A 17,428-nucleotide genomic window follows, 5' to 3' on the forward strand; every position below is an offset into this window, starting at 1 on the left:
GCTTGAAGAAGGTAGGTGCGGGCCGACGGGGCACCTCGCAGCGGAGGTGTCGCACCCCCGCCGGCCACCACACAAACCCGCCTGCGAACAGGAGGGCTTCTGCAGCGTAGCCCCGTTCCGATCTCCGCGTTCACGCCGTGCACAGCGGTTGCGCATCATCTCCGGCGCAACCGTTTGCCGTGCGCGTTGGCAGGCCGTTGAGGACCGGCCAACCCGGTATAGGGCTGGTCAGCCGAGCACGAACGTCCCGGGATGCAGCGCAGTCAGCCGCATGTGTGGACACGACTCACCGGAGTACGGGACGTGCAGGACCAACCGCCCGGCGAGATCACCGCACGCGTCGTCGGGGACTCGCCGTACGGTGAGGCAGAACGCTCCGCGCGGGTCACCGACACTGATCGACACCGTCACGGAGTCGTCGAACTCGTTCGCATCGATCTTCGCCGAGTTCGCCCAGGACAACGGAGTTCGTTCCGGAAGGTGTGGGGCCACCTCCTCCCCGTCCTCATCGTCCGGGACGCACGCAACGTCTCCCGTCTCCGTTGCATAGCCCTGCGCGACTTCAACAACGGTCTCTCCGCACCGTGTACAGCGAAGACCGGAGTTGACGTCATCCGGGAACTCAACGGAGACGGTGACGGAGTCATCCTCGACGAACAGCGGGTTTTCGTGATCAACGTAGAGCGTGGCGGACATGGCACACCTCATCGAGTGAAGGGAAGATCGAGAGCTGAGAAGTCGGTAGCTCAGGCCGTGAACCGGAGCGCCCTGCGGCACTCCGGGCACGCGATGTAGGCGCGCTCGGGATCCCCGAACGGCACTCGCGCTTGACCGCTGATGGTCGGAGAGCCGTCGGCAGCTCCCCCGTCGCACCGGTGCAGCCGGTACCCGTCGTCGGTCTCCCACTCGTGACCGTTCGCGCAGCGACCGAACGCGTGCGCGTAGTCCGCCCAGTGAGCGGTGTCGCTGGTGGTGTCGCGGTAGACCTCAGGTTGGCCGTACATGCCTCCGTCACCGCTCATCGTCACCATCAGGTCGCCCAGCTCTCCGCCGGCCGAGAACACCACGAATCCAAGATCATCAGACAGGATGTTCTCGACGTTGCACGTGTTGTGCGCCCAGAACTGCCCGTCGCCGTACAGGCCCGCGGGGCCTTCCCCGACTCGCTCTGTCGCCCACAGGACCAGCACGTCCGAGGTGGGGTACCGGTGCCCGTTCTCATCCATCCACTCACGCAGATCGTCAGTGAGTTCCTCGCAGCGTTCCGCGCGTTCGGCGATCCACTCAGCGGTATCAACACTGAGCCAACCATCGCCGTTGCTCCACGCGGTAACCATGACATCAGCCATGATGACCACTCCCGTGATTATCGAGTTTGTGTGGTTGCGAAACATGTGGGGTGCGAACCCGTCTCGCTATACATCTACGATAGCACCAAAGCAACCAATGCTCAATAGATTACCTGTGCGATTCCATGATTCTTTAGCTGCGGTGAACATCGATCAGAGATCATCGGAACAGCGAGCCCGCAAACTGCGGACGACATCAAGACGGGAACACCGAAAGACTAAAATATGTAAATCAAACAAAGCAATTACGTATTCACCGGAGACGTCGTCCCAAGAATAAAAGTTCGCATAAACGGAGACCCCAGAACGCAGGGTCGTCAACCGCCACCAACCACACACCGACTGCTCAAACGCCTGCCGGCTACCGAGTCGGGCCCAGCATCGGCAACCCCGAAACGCATCTGACCAGGGGCTCAGCCACCTTCGCCAGCTACCGATCTAGAAGGAAACCAGGTAGGACCTTGCGCTGGCCCTCCGCCTGGAAGCCCAGCTGAACGTGGAACCCCGGCCACGAGTTACGAGGATCCCAGGTTGTTCAGAGGACATGTTCGACTACGATTCAGGCTTTCGGGTGCGATAGCGAGCACATCTGGTTACCAGGCGGCCCGGCGACGTTCGGCGGAGTGAGACGCGTTGGCCACCACTTTGTCCCTAAGCACGATATAACGGTAGTCGATTTTCCAGAGCGGCGCACAATGCGTTCCACTGCCTCCCCCAATCCAGTGAGTTCTGATCAATGTGAGGCTGTCGCCACAGCGGAAGTAGCTCGCGGTGAGTTCTCCGACTGGCTCAGCAGGCTGAATGAATCCACATCCAGGCGGAGGCATAATCCTGACGGAGACGAATTCCTCCGCTCAGAACGCGGCTGCGCGTGCAACGGGATCGAGCAACGTCTCGCTGCTGTGGCGCTGGAGGTGCTGGGCGAGATTGCGCGTCTCGGGATCGGGCTCTTCGTCGATCTCGCCGAGCGTCGCCGTCAACAGGGCGAGGGTTCGCGGCACTGCAGTGTGTTGTCCAAGAAGTGCTTGCGTGCGCATGATGTCGTGGTAGATGCCCTCGTTGTAGCGGTCGAGCGTGCGCGCCCGCTCAAGCAGCGCCAGCACCGTCCCCGGTGCCGCGCCTGGGTCGTTGATCAGGGCGCTGAGCGCGTCCAGCGCGTCACGACGCACGGATTCACGAAGTGGCTCCACCCACGCGGACAGCAGGTCCTCTGCGAGGTCTCCCTCGTACAGCTCGACGGCACGTTGCAAGCGAGGTCCACGACCGGTGTCTGCGGCCTGCGCGCCCTCAAGCAGCTGTTGGAACTCCCAGAGGTCCACCTCCACGAGCTCTTGGTTGAGCTGGTAGCGGCCCCCGTTGTTCAGGACGACGTTCGTCATCGAGCCGTCCGTGGCCTCAGCAAGGACGCGACGCAGCACCGACAGCGTGTTGTGGAACGAGTTGTAAGGCCGCGGAGGCCGACTGTCCGGCCACACGGCCTCGTTCAGGGCTTCGCGTCGGACACCTTGCGCGTGCAGTGCCAGGTGGACGAGGACCTCACGCTGCTTCGGGGTGAACAGGCTGCTGAGATCGATGCGATCCCCCGAGTCGGACTGCGCGAACGCGAGCTGGAACCGGCCGAACACCTTCATGAACAGCCGAGGCCGCGTCACGACGACGCTCGGCACGGTGCACGCGTTCTCCTGCCACGCGGAGGTCTCGTGCTGCTCAGCCTCCGAAACCACCTCCACCCCGCGAAGCACCGCAAGCAGGTCGCTGGCGTCCCCAACGGGCAGGGTGAACAGCCTTGTGCCGGCGAGTTCGTCTCCGAGTCCAGGGCTGGTCGCGCTCACGCTGCCGTCCACCCGCACGTTGACCGTCGCGCCGGAACGCCATTGGCCGAGGAGAACGCCGGCCAGGCCGAAAGCGGATCCATTGTCCAGCACAGCCCTCAACCGACGCTCGTTCAGCACAGCGGAGCGGGCAACGAGGACCATCGGAGCCCAGGCGGGCTGCGGATCGTTGAGTGCTTGACGTGTGCGGGTCAGCAGCGTGGCTTCCAGTTCGTCCAGCGCGACGTCGAGCGAGGTGACGACTTCGACGGCCCGCGGCAGATCTTGGACATCCGCACCGTCGAAGATCAGATGAAGATCCTCGGCAGGCATGAGAACGCGGAGGTCGTCGTGAGGCCGCGGCGCGGCAAGCAGGTGCAACAGGATCGCTCGAACAGCCGCGGCGGCACCAGGGCCTGCCAGACCCAGACCGCATGTGCTGGCGAGGTTGACGGCGACCTCGGCTCCCTGGCGCGCACCGACCGGTACGGCCCCGTCCGGCTCGAGTACGACGACGTCGAGTTGTCGGTCCACGCCGGCCTGATGTGTGGTTCGCAGTGCGCGAACCACAGGGGCGTCCGGCAGCTCAAGGTCAGCGCGCTCACCGCTGCCTATGCGATATCGGCGCCTGTGCCGCATCTTCGCCGTTGTCAGCACCGCCAAGATCGTTCCTGCCAAGCCGGCGCTCACGTACACGCCGGTCATCAGATCCAGACCCCGCTCTACCTGCTCGCCGTGTGGCTCACGCGCTGGTGCCACCGTGGCAGGTGTTGTGGGAGGCGGCTCGCTGGTCGGCGACGGAACTTGTTCTGGGGGCCGCTCTTCAAACGGTGCGGGAACGTGCGCGGTGATCTTCCAGCCCGGATGCACGAGGTCCGGAGTGACGAGAGAACGGCCGTCAGCCTGCTCGACGCCGCGGTTGAGCTGGTAGAGCTCCGGCCACCGCCGGCCGTCGCCCGGCCCGTAGACGCGTTCAGCAACGCGCCACAGGCTGTCGTGAATCCCGTTGTGCGGAGGTCGGACTTCATCAACGACCCGAACGTGGCCAGGGGTCATCGGCGCAACCGCGGCGACCGTCGGCTCGGAACCTTGCGCTTCTGTCGTAGCAACCGACGTGGTCGCCAAGGCCCTGTTGCCCAGGAGCGTCAGCACCACCGCGCCGATGAGCGTGGCCGCAAGAGCTTGTAGCGGCCCACGTGCACGGATCGACGACCAGGCGACTCCGCGACCGATCTCGACGGCGGAATGCAGCAAGGACAGGGTGAAGAAGAGCCAGGTGGTCCAACAGACGATCGTCAATGCGTTGATGAAGAACTGACCGCTCATCGGGCTCAGCAACGTCGCTCGTACGTCGTCCCAGCTCGGCATGCTGTCTGGGAGCGGCCAGCCCACGAAGTGCACCAGCGCCCAAGGCAGGCCCACGACCAGGGCTGAAAGGGCAACGAACGCCACCACCCCTCGCACGATCTCAACGCAGCTGCGCAACGCCGACCGGCGGCCGCCGGTCATGATGTGCCTGCTTCCTCCACGGCATCGGAACCAGGCGCTGAGGAGGTCACGAGTTTGAGCGAGGCGGGTGGGCGCGGTGTTCGGTCCCGTCGCCCGGCGGCTGCTCCCGCAGAGGCACGTCGGCGCCTCGCGCGGGGCTGCTTGCGCCCGTCGAGGATCTGGGTGAACTCGGCGGCCGCAACGTCCGTGAACTTCGCCAGCTCGGCGATGCTGATCACATCGCTGCTCTCGGCGATGACGTCACCGATCTGTTGATCGATGTCCACGAGCCGACGGACCACCTCCGCGCGTTCACGTGCCAGTTCGCCAACGAGCTGGGCGGCTTTGGTTCGCCGGGCGCTGCGGGCAGAGTCAGCTTCTTCGACCCGGCGGGCGATGTCATCGGTTGTCGCCATCTTCGTTTCCCTTCCTGTTAAAAGGTTCCGCGTTGCGGTTGTGCCTCGCCTCGTCCTGTGACGGTGATCGTGTCGACCGAGACCAAGCCGAGAAGTTGCGTGCGTTGATGGATCGTCACGGTGACGTCCACGGTGTTGCCGACGACGGAGACCGAGCCAGCGTGCTGACCGGCGGCCAGGTGGTTGCGCGCGGCGGTGAGGGCGCGGCTTGGATCCAGTCGCAGGGCACCGTTCCGGCGATATGCCGCCAGGTCGATTTCCTGCGCTCCAGCTCGCGCCGCTTCTTGTGCCTGTCCCACCGCGCGAACCTTGGCTGCCAGCGCGAGCCCACCGTCCAGAACGAGCCCACCGAACGCCAGCGCGGCAACCGTCGTGACGACCACGTACGCGGCAACTCGGCCGTGCTGGTCGCTGCGGAGTCGTTCCACCTGCTGCCTCAGCTCGATGCACGCCCTCATGGCGCCGTTCCTCTCCAGGAGTCGACGACCGACGAGAAGCTGCAGCTGAGCGTGCGAGTTCCTGGCACGCCCAGCCCTGCCAGGTCGTGGAGGTCGACGATGCACCAGACGGTGACGGTCACCGTCGAGCCAGGCCGCAACCCAGCCGAATCGGTGCGCACCGTCAGCGTCCTGCAGGTGACCCCGGCTGCGGCCAGTGCATCCGCCGCGGTCGCTTGAGCTGCAGCGTCTGCCTGCGCTGGTGTTCGAGCCGCAGTAGCCGCTCGAGCGGCTTGGTGCGCGACGTCGCTGATCCGCAGCTGCGATGCTGCCAGACGTCCGCAGAACACGACGAAGAGCAGCAAGAGGATCATCAACGGCGCGACCAAGGCGAGCTCGGCCGCAGCAGAACCGCGGTCATCGCGCAGTCGCGTTCGTGCGTCGGCGACGGTCAAGGTCATGGCGACACCGCCAGGGTGAACTTCTCAACTGGCCCGACAGCCTCGGCGTGGACTGCGAGGGACACGAGCGGAACCACGCTGACCGCCTTCCCGCGAACATGCACGGATACTTGAGCTGAGCCCCGCTGGGCAGACACGGAAGCAGCCTGCAGAGACTTGCTGCCAAGCTGCGAGAGCACCTGTTGCCCAGCGGCGTTCCCGGCACCCGCGCTGCCGCCCGAGACACGGGCTGCAGACAAGCCGTATGCGGCTGCGGTCTGAGCGATGTGAGTCGCGTGCATGTACAACGCGAACTGCGCGATCAGCAGGAACAACAGGAACAGCAGCGGCGCCGCCAGTGCGAGTTCGGCTGTGCCACTTCCCCGCTGGTCAACACAAACCCGCTGAATGAGCCGGAGCATCGTCATCGCCTACATCTCGATGCTGTTGGCCTTCTGGACGGCCTTGGCGACGATGATCGCCACGACCGCGATCGCCGCAGACACCACCAAGGCGGTGCTGACGACGAACTCGGTCGAGTAGCCGCGATCGTCGCGACGCAGCCGTTCCAGACCGGCTCGGACGTAGACGACGAGGAACTGGATCTCGGTGAACATCAGCTTCTCCCAACTGTCCTGAGTAGAGTTGTTCATCAGAGCCCTTCCAGCACGTTCGCGATCGCTGGAAAGCCGATGAAAACCAGGAAGCCTGCGCAGAGCAGCACCACGGGAACGCTCATCCGTTCAGTGGCCGCCTGCGCCTCGCCCTCGATGAGGGTGAGCTCTCTCGCGCGAAGTGCAGCTGCTTTCGCTGCGAGGCTGGCGCGAACGCGCGCGCCTTCGGTGCCGGCAAGGCTCACCGACGCGGCGAGCTCGGCGAGCTGCTGCACGCTCAGCTCGGCACCGAGCCTGCGAAGTGCCGACCAAGGGGTGGTTCTGGTGAGCTTCGCCGTGACGAGCGCGTGCCGCAGCTGGTCGAACGCCCAGCCTCGGCCCACGCCCACCGCGAGGTTCAGCGCACCGTCAACTCCGGCGCCGCCGGCCAGCAGAACGCGGATCAGGTTGAGGTAGGCGGACAAGGCGAGTCTGAAAGTCGAACGACGTCGTTCGGCCTCGCGACGGACCTGGATGTCAGGCAGCAGGAAGCCGCTCACACCGAACAAGACTCCGGCGGCGAGCGGGATCTCCCAGCCAATGCCGATGCCGGTCATCACCAGGACGAGCTGGACCAGCGAAGGCAGCAGAAAACCGACCAGCGCGAGAGTCGCTTTCTCCGCCAGCTGCTGGCTGACGCTCTTGCCGATGACGGCGAGATCAGTCCGGCTCGACGTGCTCGGCAATCCGACCGAAGCCAGAACGGTGACGAAGGGCTTGCCGACGTTCAACACCCAGCCGGACGAGTTCGCGAGGAGGATCGGGGGTGGCGTGGGCTCCGCCTGCAGCTGGTCGACGAGAGCGCGGAGCGAGGGCCGCGGCGGGAATGCGTACGTCGCGAGCATCCACAGTCCGAGTCCGAGGCCGGCGCCCCACAAAGCCATGCCGATCATGTCGTTGCTCCTCGGCCGCCGACCAGATCGTCAGCACTGGGCTCGGACGTCCGGATGACACCCAGTTCCGTGAGGAACCGCTCCGGTGCACGAAACCGCGAAATCCTCGCCAACCAGGCGAAGGCGGTCACGAACAGCGCCCCGACGAGCAGGAGCGCGAGCTGGCCGGGCGCCGAGTCGAACGGGCTGAGGTAGGGGCGGTTGAGCACGACGAGGCCGACCGCGAACAGGAGGGTGGTGATGACGATGACCCGCACGCTCGTCCGTGTGCGAGCGCGGCCCGCGTCAACGCGCATCCGCATCGTCGCCTGCTCGCGCGCCTCGACAGCCAGCTCGCCGAGCAGGTCTGCGAGCTGACGGGCCTGCTGCTCGGAGGCCAGCACCAGCGCGGACACGACCAGGTCCGCGGTCGGGTCACGAAGTTGCTCGGCGAGGTCACGGAGCCCTGCCGCCAGGCGTTCGCCGCGCTCGAGCCTCACCGCGAGATCAGCGATCTCGTCGCGGATCGGCGCGGGAGAGGTAGCCGCGGTGGCGAGGATCGCCTGTTCAAGACCGGCCGCGGCTACGAGGGTGTCGCGCAGCATCTCTGTCCAACTGGCGATCGCCTCGATCCGTTCGAGCTGACGATGGTGATCAACGTTCGATCCGAGGATCCGCGGTAGCCCGAGCACAGCGAGCACGCTCAGGAGACCACCGACGACCCATCCGGTGACCAGGCCCGTACCGATCCCGGCGACCAGCGCTACAACCAAGCGCCCGAGGGTCTTCTGGTCGAGTCGCACCGCGGTCCTGCGTCGCTGCCGGGCAATCACCTCGTCGGGTCGCCCGTGCAGTCCGGCGGCGATCAACAGAACGCCCACCGCCACGCCCGCGCTGAGCAGACCGAAGAGCAAAGTGGTCGAGGTCATGGCCTCCACCAGCCATCGCGCCGCCCGCACAGGTCCGGGTCGAAGCCCGCTTCGACGAGCAGGTCGAGGGTGTCGGTGCGCAGGGGTGCAGCGGGCACGGCACGCCTGTCTGGGCCTGGACGCCAGCACTCGTTGCTGATGATCTGGGCTCCCTCGGCACCGACCACCTCTCTCACCGACGACACGACACGTTTGCTGTTCTCGTCGCGTGGCTTGTCGAGGTGCACGACGAAGTGCAGCGCGGAAGCGACGAGCAAGTTGGTCGCCTCGATCGACAGCCGCTCAGGTCCCTGCACGGCGTACGCGGCGAGCTTGGTGAACGCGCCCTGGCTGGAGCTCGCGTGCAGGGTGCCCATCGAGCCGTCGTTGCCCATGGACATCGCGTTCGTGAGCGGGATGACCTCCGGGCCGCGGACCTCGCCCACGATGACCCGGTCAGGGCTCATCCGCAGCGACTGCCACACCAGGTCGGACATCGAGATCCCGCCTTGGCCCTCGATGTTCGGTTCGCGCGCTTGAAGCGCCACGACGTCCGGGTGAAGGTCGATGTCCTCGTCCAGGCCGAGTTCGAAGACGTCCTCGATGGTGACGAGTCGTTCCCACGAGGGGATAGCAGACGCCAGGCCTCGCAGCATCGTCGTCTTGCCGATCGACGTGCCGCCGGTGACCAGGATGTTGCGTCTGGCCCGCACGAGGCCGGCCAGAAAGCTCTCCAGGGCGAGGTCGATGGTTCCGAGCGTTCTGAGGTGGGCCAAGTCCACTCGGCTGAAGCGGTGCCTGCGGATCGACACCGAGGGCCGCACGGTTACCGCCATGACGGCGGACACCCGTTCGCCGCCGGGCAGCTGGAAGTTCACGATCGGTGAGCCGCGGTCGAACCTGCGTTCCTCGACCCCGGACCGGGCGGCAAGGTCGCGGATGAGGTCGACCAGCTCGGTATCGGATCCGACCACGGGCGGCAGTTGCTTGCGAGTGCCGTCGGCGCACCTGACGAAGACGCGCTCGCCGTTGATGTTGATGTTCTCGATCCCGCGATCGGCCAGCAGCGGTTCGAGGCCGGCCATGCCGAAGATCTCGTCGAGCACCTGGCTGATCAGGCGCTGCTCGACATCGGGCGCGACCAGCATTCCTCCGGCCGCGGTGTTGTGGAGCTCGGTGCGGGCATGGGCCTCTGCGGCGTCGGTGAGGATCGCTTCTGCCAGCCGTCGTCGCTGACGTGCGTCCAGCGGCGGTCGTCCAGCAGCCTCGTCGTTCCGGACGCGCTCGCTGAGCTGTTCAGACAGCGAACTGCGCAGGTGGTGACGGAGACGGTCCACCGCAGCCCCTTCACCGGTCACCTGGTGCGTCATGGTCACGACACCGCTCCGTTCTGGCTCGGCTGTAGAACAGGGCGCAACGCGGCGACTGGCGCCAACTGGCTGGCGGAGGCGTTCATGCAGGTCTGCAGACTGAGCGCCAGCTTGGCCGCCGCCCGCCCCAGCAGCGACTTGCTCGGTCCGTACCGGCCTCGTCCTCGGCCGCACAAGGCATCCGCGCCTTTGGCGTCCTGCGGTATGTGCGCCATCACCGGGATGCGCAGTTCCTGGGACACGTAGTTCGCACTGTGGCCGTGGCCGACCAGGACGAAGCACGGTCTCCGTGACCACCGCTGCGCAGCCTGGAGCTTGAGCGCAACGTGAGCCAGCTCGTCGTCACGTGGCCTCGACAGGAGCACCATCGCGTCCGCGCTGCGAATGATCGACAACGCCGGAGAATCCGGGTCCACGCGTCCGCAGTCGACGATGACGACGGTGTCCGGCCGGTCACCGGCCCGGCGAAGGAGCGATGACGAGCCGTTCGCCAGGAGGCTCAGCGCCGCCTGGGCTTGTTCCGCTTCCACCGCGCCCGGCACCACACGCAGTCCGCCAGGCAGAAGTTGCGCATGGCACGCCAACTGGTCCGGACCCGCGTCACCGCGGGCGCGGGTCGCGGTGGCCAAGCCGACCAGGGTCGGTTCGGCACTCAGCCGAAAGCGGGTCAGCAGGTCACCTCCGGCGGGGTCGGCCTCCACGACGATCGGCACCTGCGGTCCCGGCCACCGCGCACCCAGCGCCACCGCGAGGGTGGTGACCCCTGGAGAACTCTTCAACGAGCAGACGGCGATGAGCATCAGCGGTTCCCTCCCGCGATCACGAGCAGGCTCAGCTGGCCCGCCGGCGCCAACGACATGGCGCGACCGTCCGGCTCGGACATGCGCAAGGACACAACGGTGGTCTGCTCGTTCTCGCGTTCGGCGACTCCGAGCACCACCGCCGTCCAGGACTTCGGCGTCGCCTCTGCCTGCTGCGGAGCGAGCAGGACAGCAACGGTCGTGCCCGGTGACAGCTCTGGAGGGAACTGCCCTGGCTTGAGACCCACGGCGGCGATCGACTTGCCTTGCTCCGGTATCCGGAGGGCTCCCAGCACCGAACGCGTCACGAGAGAGCCCTCCGGCATGCTGAACGCGAGCGGCTGCCCCACAACCGTTGACGCGGCGGACGCGGCGACCACCTCGATCGGCACGTCCGCTGTCAGATCGATCTGGCGGAGATCCTGAGCCACCAGGATCTGACCAGCAGCAACCGGACGAGCCAGCGCCAGCACGCTCAGCCGATCGCCCAGTTCGGTCGCCAGGACCGCGCCGCCGACGGCACACGCGGGCACCAACGCGAGTCCCAGTACGAGATGTGGAACGCGGCGGCGGCGATTGCTCCACCGCGTCGGCGGGCGGCCTTCTCGCGCGGCCCAGCGCGGAGAGATGTCGGATTGTCCTTTGGTATCGGTCGCGGTCATCACAGCCCCCTTCGGGCATGGCTTCATCGCGACACGTCGGTTCAGCTGATCGACGTGCCATGGATTGATGGATGTTGTTGCGCAGGCTGCCTGGAAGAGGTGGTCAGCCCGTGGTGATTCCCTGGCTCTCGGCCACTCGGAACGCGGTCGAGGCACTGGCCGACAGGTTGGGGAACGTTCCGCTCTGCCCTGCGCCGGCCCAGGTGACGGTCCACTGCACGGTGACGGTGACCGGGAAGGTCTGCCCCGGCCGTCCTGCTGACGAGGACCTGTAGGTGTGCCCGCAGTCAGGCGACGAACTTCTCGGATCACCGTGCGCGGGGAACGGACTTCCTGCGCTGGCGCAGGTGATCGAGGTGCTGTCTCCCATTGACCATGTGGCTGACATGGGTCGCGCGGTGGCGGTCACCGACACACCTGGCACGGAAGCCGTTGCCGAGATGTCGGCCCAGGCACCGTGGTCCAGCCACATCCAGGTGGGCAGGTTCACCAGTTGGTCTCCGGCCGGGTTCGCCATGATCCTCGGCGTTGGCAACCGCAGCTGCCGGCGGGCGATCTGCGCTACCTGTTCGGGTGTCAGCGGTGGCGGAGCATCGGCAGCTGCAGGTACCCAGATCGGGCCTCGCGAGTCCGGGTCCTTCCCGTCAGGCGAGCACAGCAGCATGAACCAGCCGCCTGGCTCCTTCGGGGTCTCTTGTCCCGGGCCAGGTCCGGCCGGGACGTACCGGCAGCCGAGAAGCCCTTCGCTGGTGCCGTTCTGGTCGGTGCCGTTGCCCGGACGCTGACCATGGCTCGTCGAGCCGTCCGGTCGGGTACCGGCGGAGACGTCGCACAGCGGTGAAGGCGACTGGCTGCAGTTCGTACCGCCCCAGGCATCATCGGCGAGCGCTGGTGGTGTGACGAGAAAGCCGGTCATGACAAGAGCCGCAATGGCAGTTGGACGTCTCATCGCTCAACAACTCCCAACCTCGTGCACTCCGTAGTCGGACACCTTCCACGTGCCGTCGGCCTGCTTCTCGACCGCCGCCTTGATGAGCCGTCGGCCTCCTGGAACGGTGTCAGCCCGTTCACCGGTGTCTTTGCGGTGCTTCAGCCAGTTCGTGGAGTCACCGCAGTCGGAGATCATGACTTTGCTCGGATCGTCGGCCGGATCCGCGGACGTCACGGTCGGCTGCAGGACGGGCATTCCCTTGCTGACCAAGCCTTTGTCCCGGTCAGCTCGAAGGCTTTGCTTCAGCCTCTCCAGCGCCGATCCGCCCGCGTGCTGACCAAGGAGCGGAGAACTCCAGTCGGACGTGGCACCTGCAGCCGCGAAGCTGTCCCACATCGCTCTGTACGCGCTGATTGCGCTGGCTTGTGCAGCGTCGGCCTTCGACGTTGCGGGAGGCGCCTCGGGCGGAGGTGCTTGCGTTGGGGCGCCTTGATCACATGAGCCCAGCGTCGCCAGCGCTCCTCCCAGGAGCAACAGTGTCTTCGACTGCTTCATCGAGGCCTCCAAGCCGGGAAGGTGAAGGGTGATGCCGAGGTGGCTGGATCGAAACTGGTGTCCGGCCGAAGTTGGTCGGCAAGTGCAAGCTGAACAATCAGTGCGAAGAGCGCTGTAGCTCGACGTAGTGCCCGCGGAGCCTCACGGCGGATGACGGGATCCGGTTCGCGGAGTGGAAGGCGCATCACGCCGCCTCCGTCATGCCTGCAACATCACGCAGACGGTCCCACCGAGCAGCGCAGGCCCGAGCGCTACTGGATCGTGGCGACTGATCCGTCGAAGAGCAAGCAAGCTCCACGTCACGACTCCGGCAGCCAGCAGGCTGATGGTCAGTCCTAAAGCGACATACGACCAACCGCGCCACCCGAGGAAAAGAGCCGACACCGCAGCGAGCGTGACGTCGCCGAAGCCCAGCCCACCGCCCAACTTGAGGTAGATGAGCAGGCTGATCGCGAACACCGCGGCCGCAGCGGTTACAGCGCGAACCAGTGATTCGGCTTCGCGAAGACCGCACGCCATGAACGTGATCTGGACCAAGGCCCCGACCATCAACATGCCGACAACCCGGTGTGGCAACCGATGACATGTCCAATCGACCAGAGCGAGCACCAGGCCGACGATCAGAAGCCAAGAGGTGAGGGCCGCGGACAGGGGCCTCACTTGGGTCGTGTAGGTGAGCGCGGAAGCCAGAAACGCGCTCGCTGCAAGCGAAGTCGGCCAGCCTGCGAGCTTGAGGAGCTGCCACGAGATCGGCTCGTGTCGCGCGATCGAGAAGCTGACGACCACCACCATGGGCCCCAGGACCGCGCCGAGCAAGAAGTAGGACAGCACCATGGACATCACGCGCTCCAGCGGGCGAACGGCGGACAGGTAGGACGCACGCGGCTGAGCGCGGCCTCGAACGCCGCAGAGCGGCGCCGGACGCCAGAAGATGGTTGCTGCCAGCTGGAAGTCGCCGAGACATGTCGATCCCCGATCGCGTTCAAGGCCAGCCCGATGGCCGCCTCACCACTGCGTTTCAGGGATCAGCTCGATAGCGACAGAGCCGACCCAATCGGATTGCTCCGATTGGACCAGAGTAAGAAGTGACGCCGGTCACGTCAACCGGATTCGTCCATCTCGGTCATCCTGCTCAAGCAACAGCAGCCGAGGCGGTCGGCCCGCGACCCAACACGATCACCGTCTGCCAGACGAAGTCCGCTTCCGACGCCCCAGCAATTTGCCGATACGCGGAAGAAGATCTTGGTAGTGGCCACCGAGGATGCGGGCAAGTACTGCCACCGACCGTGCATCCGCCCCGACGAACACCCGCGCGCGCCGTCGCTCAGCTCCCGCCAGCACCACGCTCGCAGCCTCTTCAGGATCGGTCCGTGCAACCTTCGTCTCGAAGCCGCGAACGACTGCATAGCGGTTCTCCCCCTTCGCGAAGAGGCCGTTGCGCACGATCGAAGTCCTGACGCCCCCTGGGTACACACAGGTAACCGATACGCCGGCGTGCGCGGCTGCCAACTCCTGACGCAGAGACTCGCTGAAGCCGCGGACAGCGAACTTCGACGAGTTGTACGCGCTGTACTTCGGAGTGGCGATCAGGCCGTACGCACTCGAAAACGTCACCACGCGGCCGTCAGCCGAGCCCACCAGGGATGCGAGATGCGCCTTGACGGTGTACATCAAGCCGCGCCAGTTCACGGCCATGACGCGTTCGATGTCCGCGACGTCCGAGTCCAGCAGGCTGCCGCGGTGGATGATCCCGGCTGCCGCGAACACCGAGTCGACACCTCCCAACTCGACGTCGGCCGCAGCCGCTGCGGCCTGCACCTCCTCCCAGGAGGTCACATCAACAACCTGGGCGAGCACTTTCGCCCCGAGCCCTCTGCAACGGCGTGACACGTCCTCGAGGCCGTCCTCATCCTGATCGATCAGCGAGAGCCGCGCACCACGTCGCGCGAGCTCGATCGCCAGCGCCCGCCCGATCCCCGCAGCAGCGCCGGTGACCACCGCGACCTTGCCCTCGAAACAGCTCACGCTTGAGCACCTCCCCCAGCTTGCAGCTCAACCGACCTTCCCACGATCGGGCGCGGTCAGGGTGACGAGCGCCGCGGTCGTGTGTTGATCCAGCGCCATCAGGGCCGCGGAGACAGACACCTTCAGCCAGGTCCCGTCCTCTGCTCGAAGCCGCAGCGCACCCTCGGCGCGCCCGGTCGCAGCCAGGTCGTTGGACAGGCCGACCGCCTGCCGCAGGTCCTCACGATGGACGGCAGGACGGTGTGGTGCGCCGAGAGTCCACGCGACTCCCGGCATCGGGCTGTCGAGCCACTTCAGCAGCCTCATCGTGCGCAGGTCGACGATCGCCCGCCAGCGTCCGGGCGTCGCCTCGGCCGCGAGAACCTGCTGAGCCAGCAGGACAGGGATCGGCGGTGGTGCCGCTGGCACGCACTCCGCTGGTCCGATGTCGTGGGTGATACCTCGAACGACGAGCTCGACCCGGCCCTGAGGTGTTCTCGCCTCGACGCAGCGGCACGCGAAGTGCACCGCGCGCCGAACCCCGTCGTCCCGGTTCACCGTCCACGTGGCCAGGTGCTCCGCCCCGGAGGTCGCGTTGACGATGAGCGCCAGCGCCTTCGCCTCGTCCGAGTTCGTCTGCAGCCGCTGGTAGGCGAAGAGCTCCGCGAGATCGTGCTCGTTGCGCCACTTGTCGGTCCTCGTCCCGTAGAGCCGGAGCAGATCGTCGGACCTGCAGCTGACGTGCCGCGTGAGGTTGATGTGCCACGCGCCCGCCGGATTCCGCGGTGGTGGATCTTCGTCCAGCGGACCGATCCACAGCTGAACGCCGTGGACCAAACCGCCGTAGGACGGCAATGGATGCCCGATCACGCGACGCTTGCCGGTGGTCGTCCCGGTCTCCACCGGCTCACCGCGCTCGGCCACGCGCGCGATCACGGCCAGCGCATCGTGGAGGAAGGGACCGCGGCCGAGAACAGACCGGATCGGGACCATGTGCTTGGGACTGCTCCCGGCAGCCAGCACGGTTGGCTCACGGCGAGTGCCGCCAAAGGTCTCGACCAACAACCAGTCGGCCGCCATCGCTCGGTCCCCCCGGTCGAAGGTTGGCCTGCTCAAACAGGCTAGCTCCGCCGGAGGGTCCGCGCTTGGATCTCCTCCAAGAGTCCGAAAGCCCAGGCGACTGTTTCACTCGATCGAGTGTTTCGTCGGTTCTCACAGCTCAGCGGCGGCCTCGGCGATCAGTTCCAGTGACTCCGCCTCGGTCAACGCCATCTCACGCAGCTGCGTGAACAGCTGTGCGCATCGCTCGATCAAGACCGGATCTTCGACGTACTCACCCTTGATGAACGTCTCGAAGTAGGCCACGTCGTTGTGCTGGCGATGCGGGAAGCCGAGCAGCATGAATGGCGTACCCGCCGCTGGGTAGGCGCCGGCGATGCGCGGCACGATCCTGACGGAAACCGACTCCAACTCACTCGACTCCATCAGGTGCAACAGCTGCGCTTTCATCACCCGCGGCCCGCCGACCACCAGTCGCAACACAGACTCCGGGAACACCGCCTGAACGTGGAGCGAGTCTTTGCCGCCGAGCCGGCGCAACCACGTCTCGTTGACTGCGGCCTGCCGTGATGCGCGAACCGGGTCGCTCTGCAGCACCACGTCCGCGTAGTCGGCGAGTTGGAGCAGCGACGGAACAAGATCCGTCGTGAACGTGCGCCACAGGGTCGCCTCGGACACCAGGTTCACCAGGTCGTCAGCGGGATCCAGGAGCACGCCACCGTCATCGAGGGCGCGCACCTGCTCGGCGTGCTGCGCCTGCCGCACGACGAACTGCCACTCCGAAGTGGACACCCCGTAGACGTATCCGAGCGCCATGATGTCGAGAACCGCGGACGGCTGCACGGCGTTCTCCATCATGGAGAGCTTGGCGCTGCTGAACCCAACCTGCCGACCGGCCTCGGTCAGACTGAGCTGTCGCTCGTCGCGCCAGTCAGCCAGCCGCCGCCCGACTGCGCGTTCGAGGGTTGTCGCTCGGAAGTCCTTCGGCACGTCGCACTCACCCTGCGCCGACTGAGGCGGCCAGTTCCTCGAACGGAACGAAGCTGCAGCCCCGCAGCAAGCGGAACGAGGCGGTCGCGACCACCCAACGCGTGTCGGGATCGCCATAGACGACGTGTGCCGGCCTGACCACCTTCGGCGCGAACGTGCCCGGCTGGTACAGGGCGCCCCACACTCCCATGACTTCGAACTCCCGAACCCGCACCGCGACCGCTCCTCGCCGAAGCGCAGGGCACCGTTGCATCGAGATCGCAACGCACGGGGCACAGATCGGAGGCTCCACCGAAGCCATGTCCTCGGGCCAGGTCGGGCCCTCCTCCTCGCGGAAGTCCCTCATCAGCCACAGAACACCATCTGTCGTTCGGTCGGCTGACCCCGCGCAGACCTGGCACAGCAACATTTTCATCGCGCGCCGCTGCCGGGTCGGGTGCACCCGCGCGAACTCCGGCTTGCCCTGCTGCCAGCGTTCCGCGACCTTGGCCCAGAGAACGCCGTGCTCGTCGCGGTCACCAGGCATCTCGTTGGCGTAGGCGAGACCGTTGCCACGCACCACCAAGCTGCAGTGGAGGTTCTGCTCATCAGACCATGCGGTGACGTTTGGCGCGAGCATGCGATTGACCTCGGCGGGATTCATCTCGGGGCGGACCGCTCCTTGGTCGAGCGGACGCGATGCA

20 protein-coding genes are annotated in these 17,428 nt (G+C 66.3%); all 20 read right to left on the minus strand.

Annotated elements, in window-relative coordinates; translation table 11 throughout:
• Positions 1–228: 228 nt before the first annotated feature.
• A complete protein-coding gene (locus tag ACZ7CH_RS20245) occupies positions 229–696 on the minus strand; it encodes a hypothetical protein (RefSeq protein ID WP_470374548.1) in 468 nt (155 codons plus the stop codon).
• A 50-nt stretch (positions 697–746) separates the two neighbouring features.
• The gene (locus tag ACZ7CH_RS20250) at positions 747–1,349 is read right to left on the minus strand and encodes a hypothetical protein (RefSeq protein ID WP_470374729.1); all 603 of its coding nucleotides are present in this window, start codon (positions 1,347–1,349) and stop codon (positions 747–749) included.
• 854 nt (positions 1,350–2,203) lie between these two features.
• The gene (locus ACZ7CH_RS20255; RefSeq protein WP_470374549.1) at positions 2,204–4,669 is read right to left on the minus strand and encodes a hypothetical protein; all 2,466 of its coding nucleotides are present in this window, start codon (positions 4,667–4,669) and stop codon (positions 2,204–2,206) included.
• Positions 4,666–5,064, minus strand: coding sequence for a hypothetical protein (locus ACZ7CH_RS20260; protein ID WP_470374550.1), 399 nt, complete (start codon positions 5,062–5,064; stop codon positions 4,666–4,668). The genes ACZ7CH_RS20255 and ACZ7CH_RS20260 overlap by 4 nt, the downstream gene beginning before the upstream one ends.
• Positions 5,065–5,081: 17 nt before the next feature.
• Positions 5,082–5,522, minus strand: a complete 441-nt coding sequence (locus tag ACZ7CH_RS20265) for a hypothetical protein (RefSeq protein ID WP_470374551.1) — start codon at positions 5,520–5,522, stop codon at positions 5,082–5,084.
• Complete coding sequence (locus ACZ7CH_RS20270; protein ID WP_470374552.1) at positions 5,519–5,962, minus strand: TadE family protein; 444 nt, start codon at positions 5,960–5,962, stop codon at positions 5,519–5,521. The genes ACZ7CH_RS20265 and ACZ7CH_RS20270 overlap by 4 nt, the downstream gene beginning before the upstream one ends.
• Positions 5,959–6,369, minus strand: coding sequence for a TadE/TadG family type IV pilus assembly protein (locus tag ACZ7CH_RS20275; protein ID WP_470374553.1), 411 nt, complete (start codon positions 6,367–6,369; stop codon positions 5,959–5,961). The genes ACZ7CH_RS20270 and ACZ7CH_RS20275 overlap by 4 nt, the downstream gene beginning before the upstream one ends.
• A gap of 3 nt (positions 6,370–6,372) precedes the next feature.
• Positions 6,373–6,594, minus strand: coding sequence for a hypothetical protein (locus ACZ7CH_RS20280; protein ID WP_470374554.1), 222 nt, complete (start codon positions 6,592–6,594; stop codon positions 6,373–6,375).
• Positions 6,594–7,487 carry a type II secretion system F family protein gene (locus tag ACZ7CH_RS20285; protein ID WP_470374555.1) on the minus strand — a complete coding sequence of 298 codons (894 nt, stop codon included), beginning with the start codon at positions 7,485–7,487 and terminating at the stop codon, positions 6,594–6,596. Before ACZ7CH_RS20285 ends, ACZ7CH_RS20280 begins: the two co-directional genes overlap by 1 nt.
• Positions 7,484–8,395 carry a type II secretion system F family protein gene (locus tag ACZ7CH_RS20290; RefSeq protein WP_470374556.1) on the minus strand — a complete coding sequence of 304 codons (912 nt, stop codon included), beginning with the start codon at positions 8,393–8,395 and terminating at the stop codon, positions 7,484–7,486. Before ACZ7CH_RS20290 ends, ACZ7CH_RS20285 begins: the two co-directional genes overlap by 4 nt.
• On the minus strand, positions 8,392–9,711 hold the full coding sequence (locus tag ACZ7CH_RS20295; protein ID WP_470374557.1) for a CpaF family protein: 1,320 nt from the start codon (positions 9,709–9,711) through the stop codon (positions 8,392–8,394). The genes ACZ7CH_RS20290 and ACZ7CH_RS20295 overlap by 4 nt, the downstream gene beginning before the upstream one ends.
• A 35-nt stretch (positions 9,712–9,746) precedes the next feature.
• Complete coding sequence (locus tag ACZ7CH_RS20300; protein WP_470374558.1) at positions 9,747–10,544, minus strand: MinD/ParA family ATP-binding protein; 798 nt, start codon at positions 10,542–10,544, stop codon at positions 9,747–9,749.
• Complete coding sequence (locus ACZ7CH_RS20305) at positions 10,544–11,206, minus strand: SAF domain-containing protein (RefSeq protein WP_470374559.1); 663 nt, start codon at positions 11,204–11,206, stop codon at positions 10,544–10,546. Before ACZ7CH_RS20305 ends, ACZ7CH_RS20300 begins: the two co-directional genes overlap by 1 nt.
• 103 nt (positions 11,207–11,309) lie before the next feature.
• Positions 11,310–12,122, minus strand: coding sequence for a hypothetical protein (locus ACZ7CH_RS20310; protein ID WP_470374560.1), 813 nt, complete (start codon positions 12,120–12,122; stop codon positions 11,310–11,312).
• Positions 12,123–12,158: 36 nt separating this feature from the next.
• Complete coding sequence (locus tag ACZ7CH_RS20315; protein ID WP_470374561.1) at positions 12,159–12,692, minus strand: hypothetical protein; 534 nt, start codon at positions 12,690–12,692, stop codon at positions 12,159–12,161.
• 198 nt (positions 12,693–12,890) lie between these two features.
• Positions 12,891–13,532: a prepilin peptidase gene (locus tag ACZ7CH_RS20320; RefSeq protein ID WP_470374562.1), complete on the minus strand. Its 642-nt coding sequence runs from the start codon at positions 13,530–13,532 to the stop codon at positions 12,891–12,893.
• A gap of 336 nt (positions 13,533–13,868) precedes the next feature.
• A complete protein-coding gene (locus ACZ7CH_RS20325) occupies positions 13,869–14,717 on the minus strand; it encodes an SDR family NAD(P)-dependent oxidoreductase (RefSeq protein WP_470374563.1) in 849 nt (282 codons plus the stop codon).
• Between the two features lie 27 nt (positions 14,718–14,744).
• Positions 14,745–15,776 (minus strand): GAF domain-containing protein, encoded by a 1,032-nt coding sequence (locus tag ACZ7CH_RS20330; protein ID WP_470374564.1) that lies wholly within the window; start codon positions 15,774–15,776, stop codon positions 14,745–14,747.
• Between the two features lie 132 nt (positions 15,777–15,908).
• A complete protein-coding gene (locus ACZ7CH_RS20335; RefSeq protein ID WP_470374565.1) occupies positions 15,909–16,745 on the minus strand; it encodes a Scr1 family TA system antitoxin-like transcriptional regulator in 837 nt (278 codons plus the stop codon).
• A gap of 7 nt (positions 16,746–16,752) precedes the next feature.
• Positions 16,753–17,388, minus strand: coding sequence for a hypothetical protein (locus ACZ7CH_RS20340; protein WP_470374566.1), 636 nt, complete (start codon positions 17,386–17,388; stop codon positions 16,753–16,755).
• Between the last annotated feature and the right edge of the window lie 40 nt (positions 17,389–17,428).

This window comes from Lentzea sp. NPDC037011 (assembly GCF_055607425.1).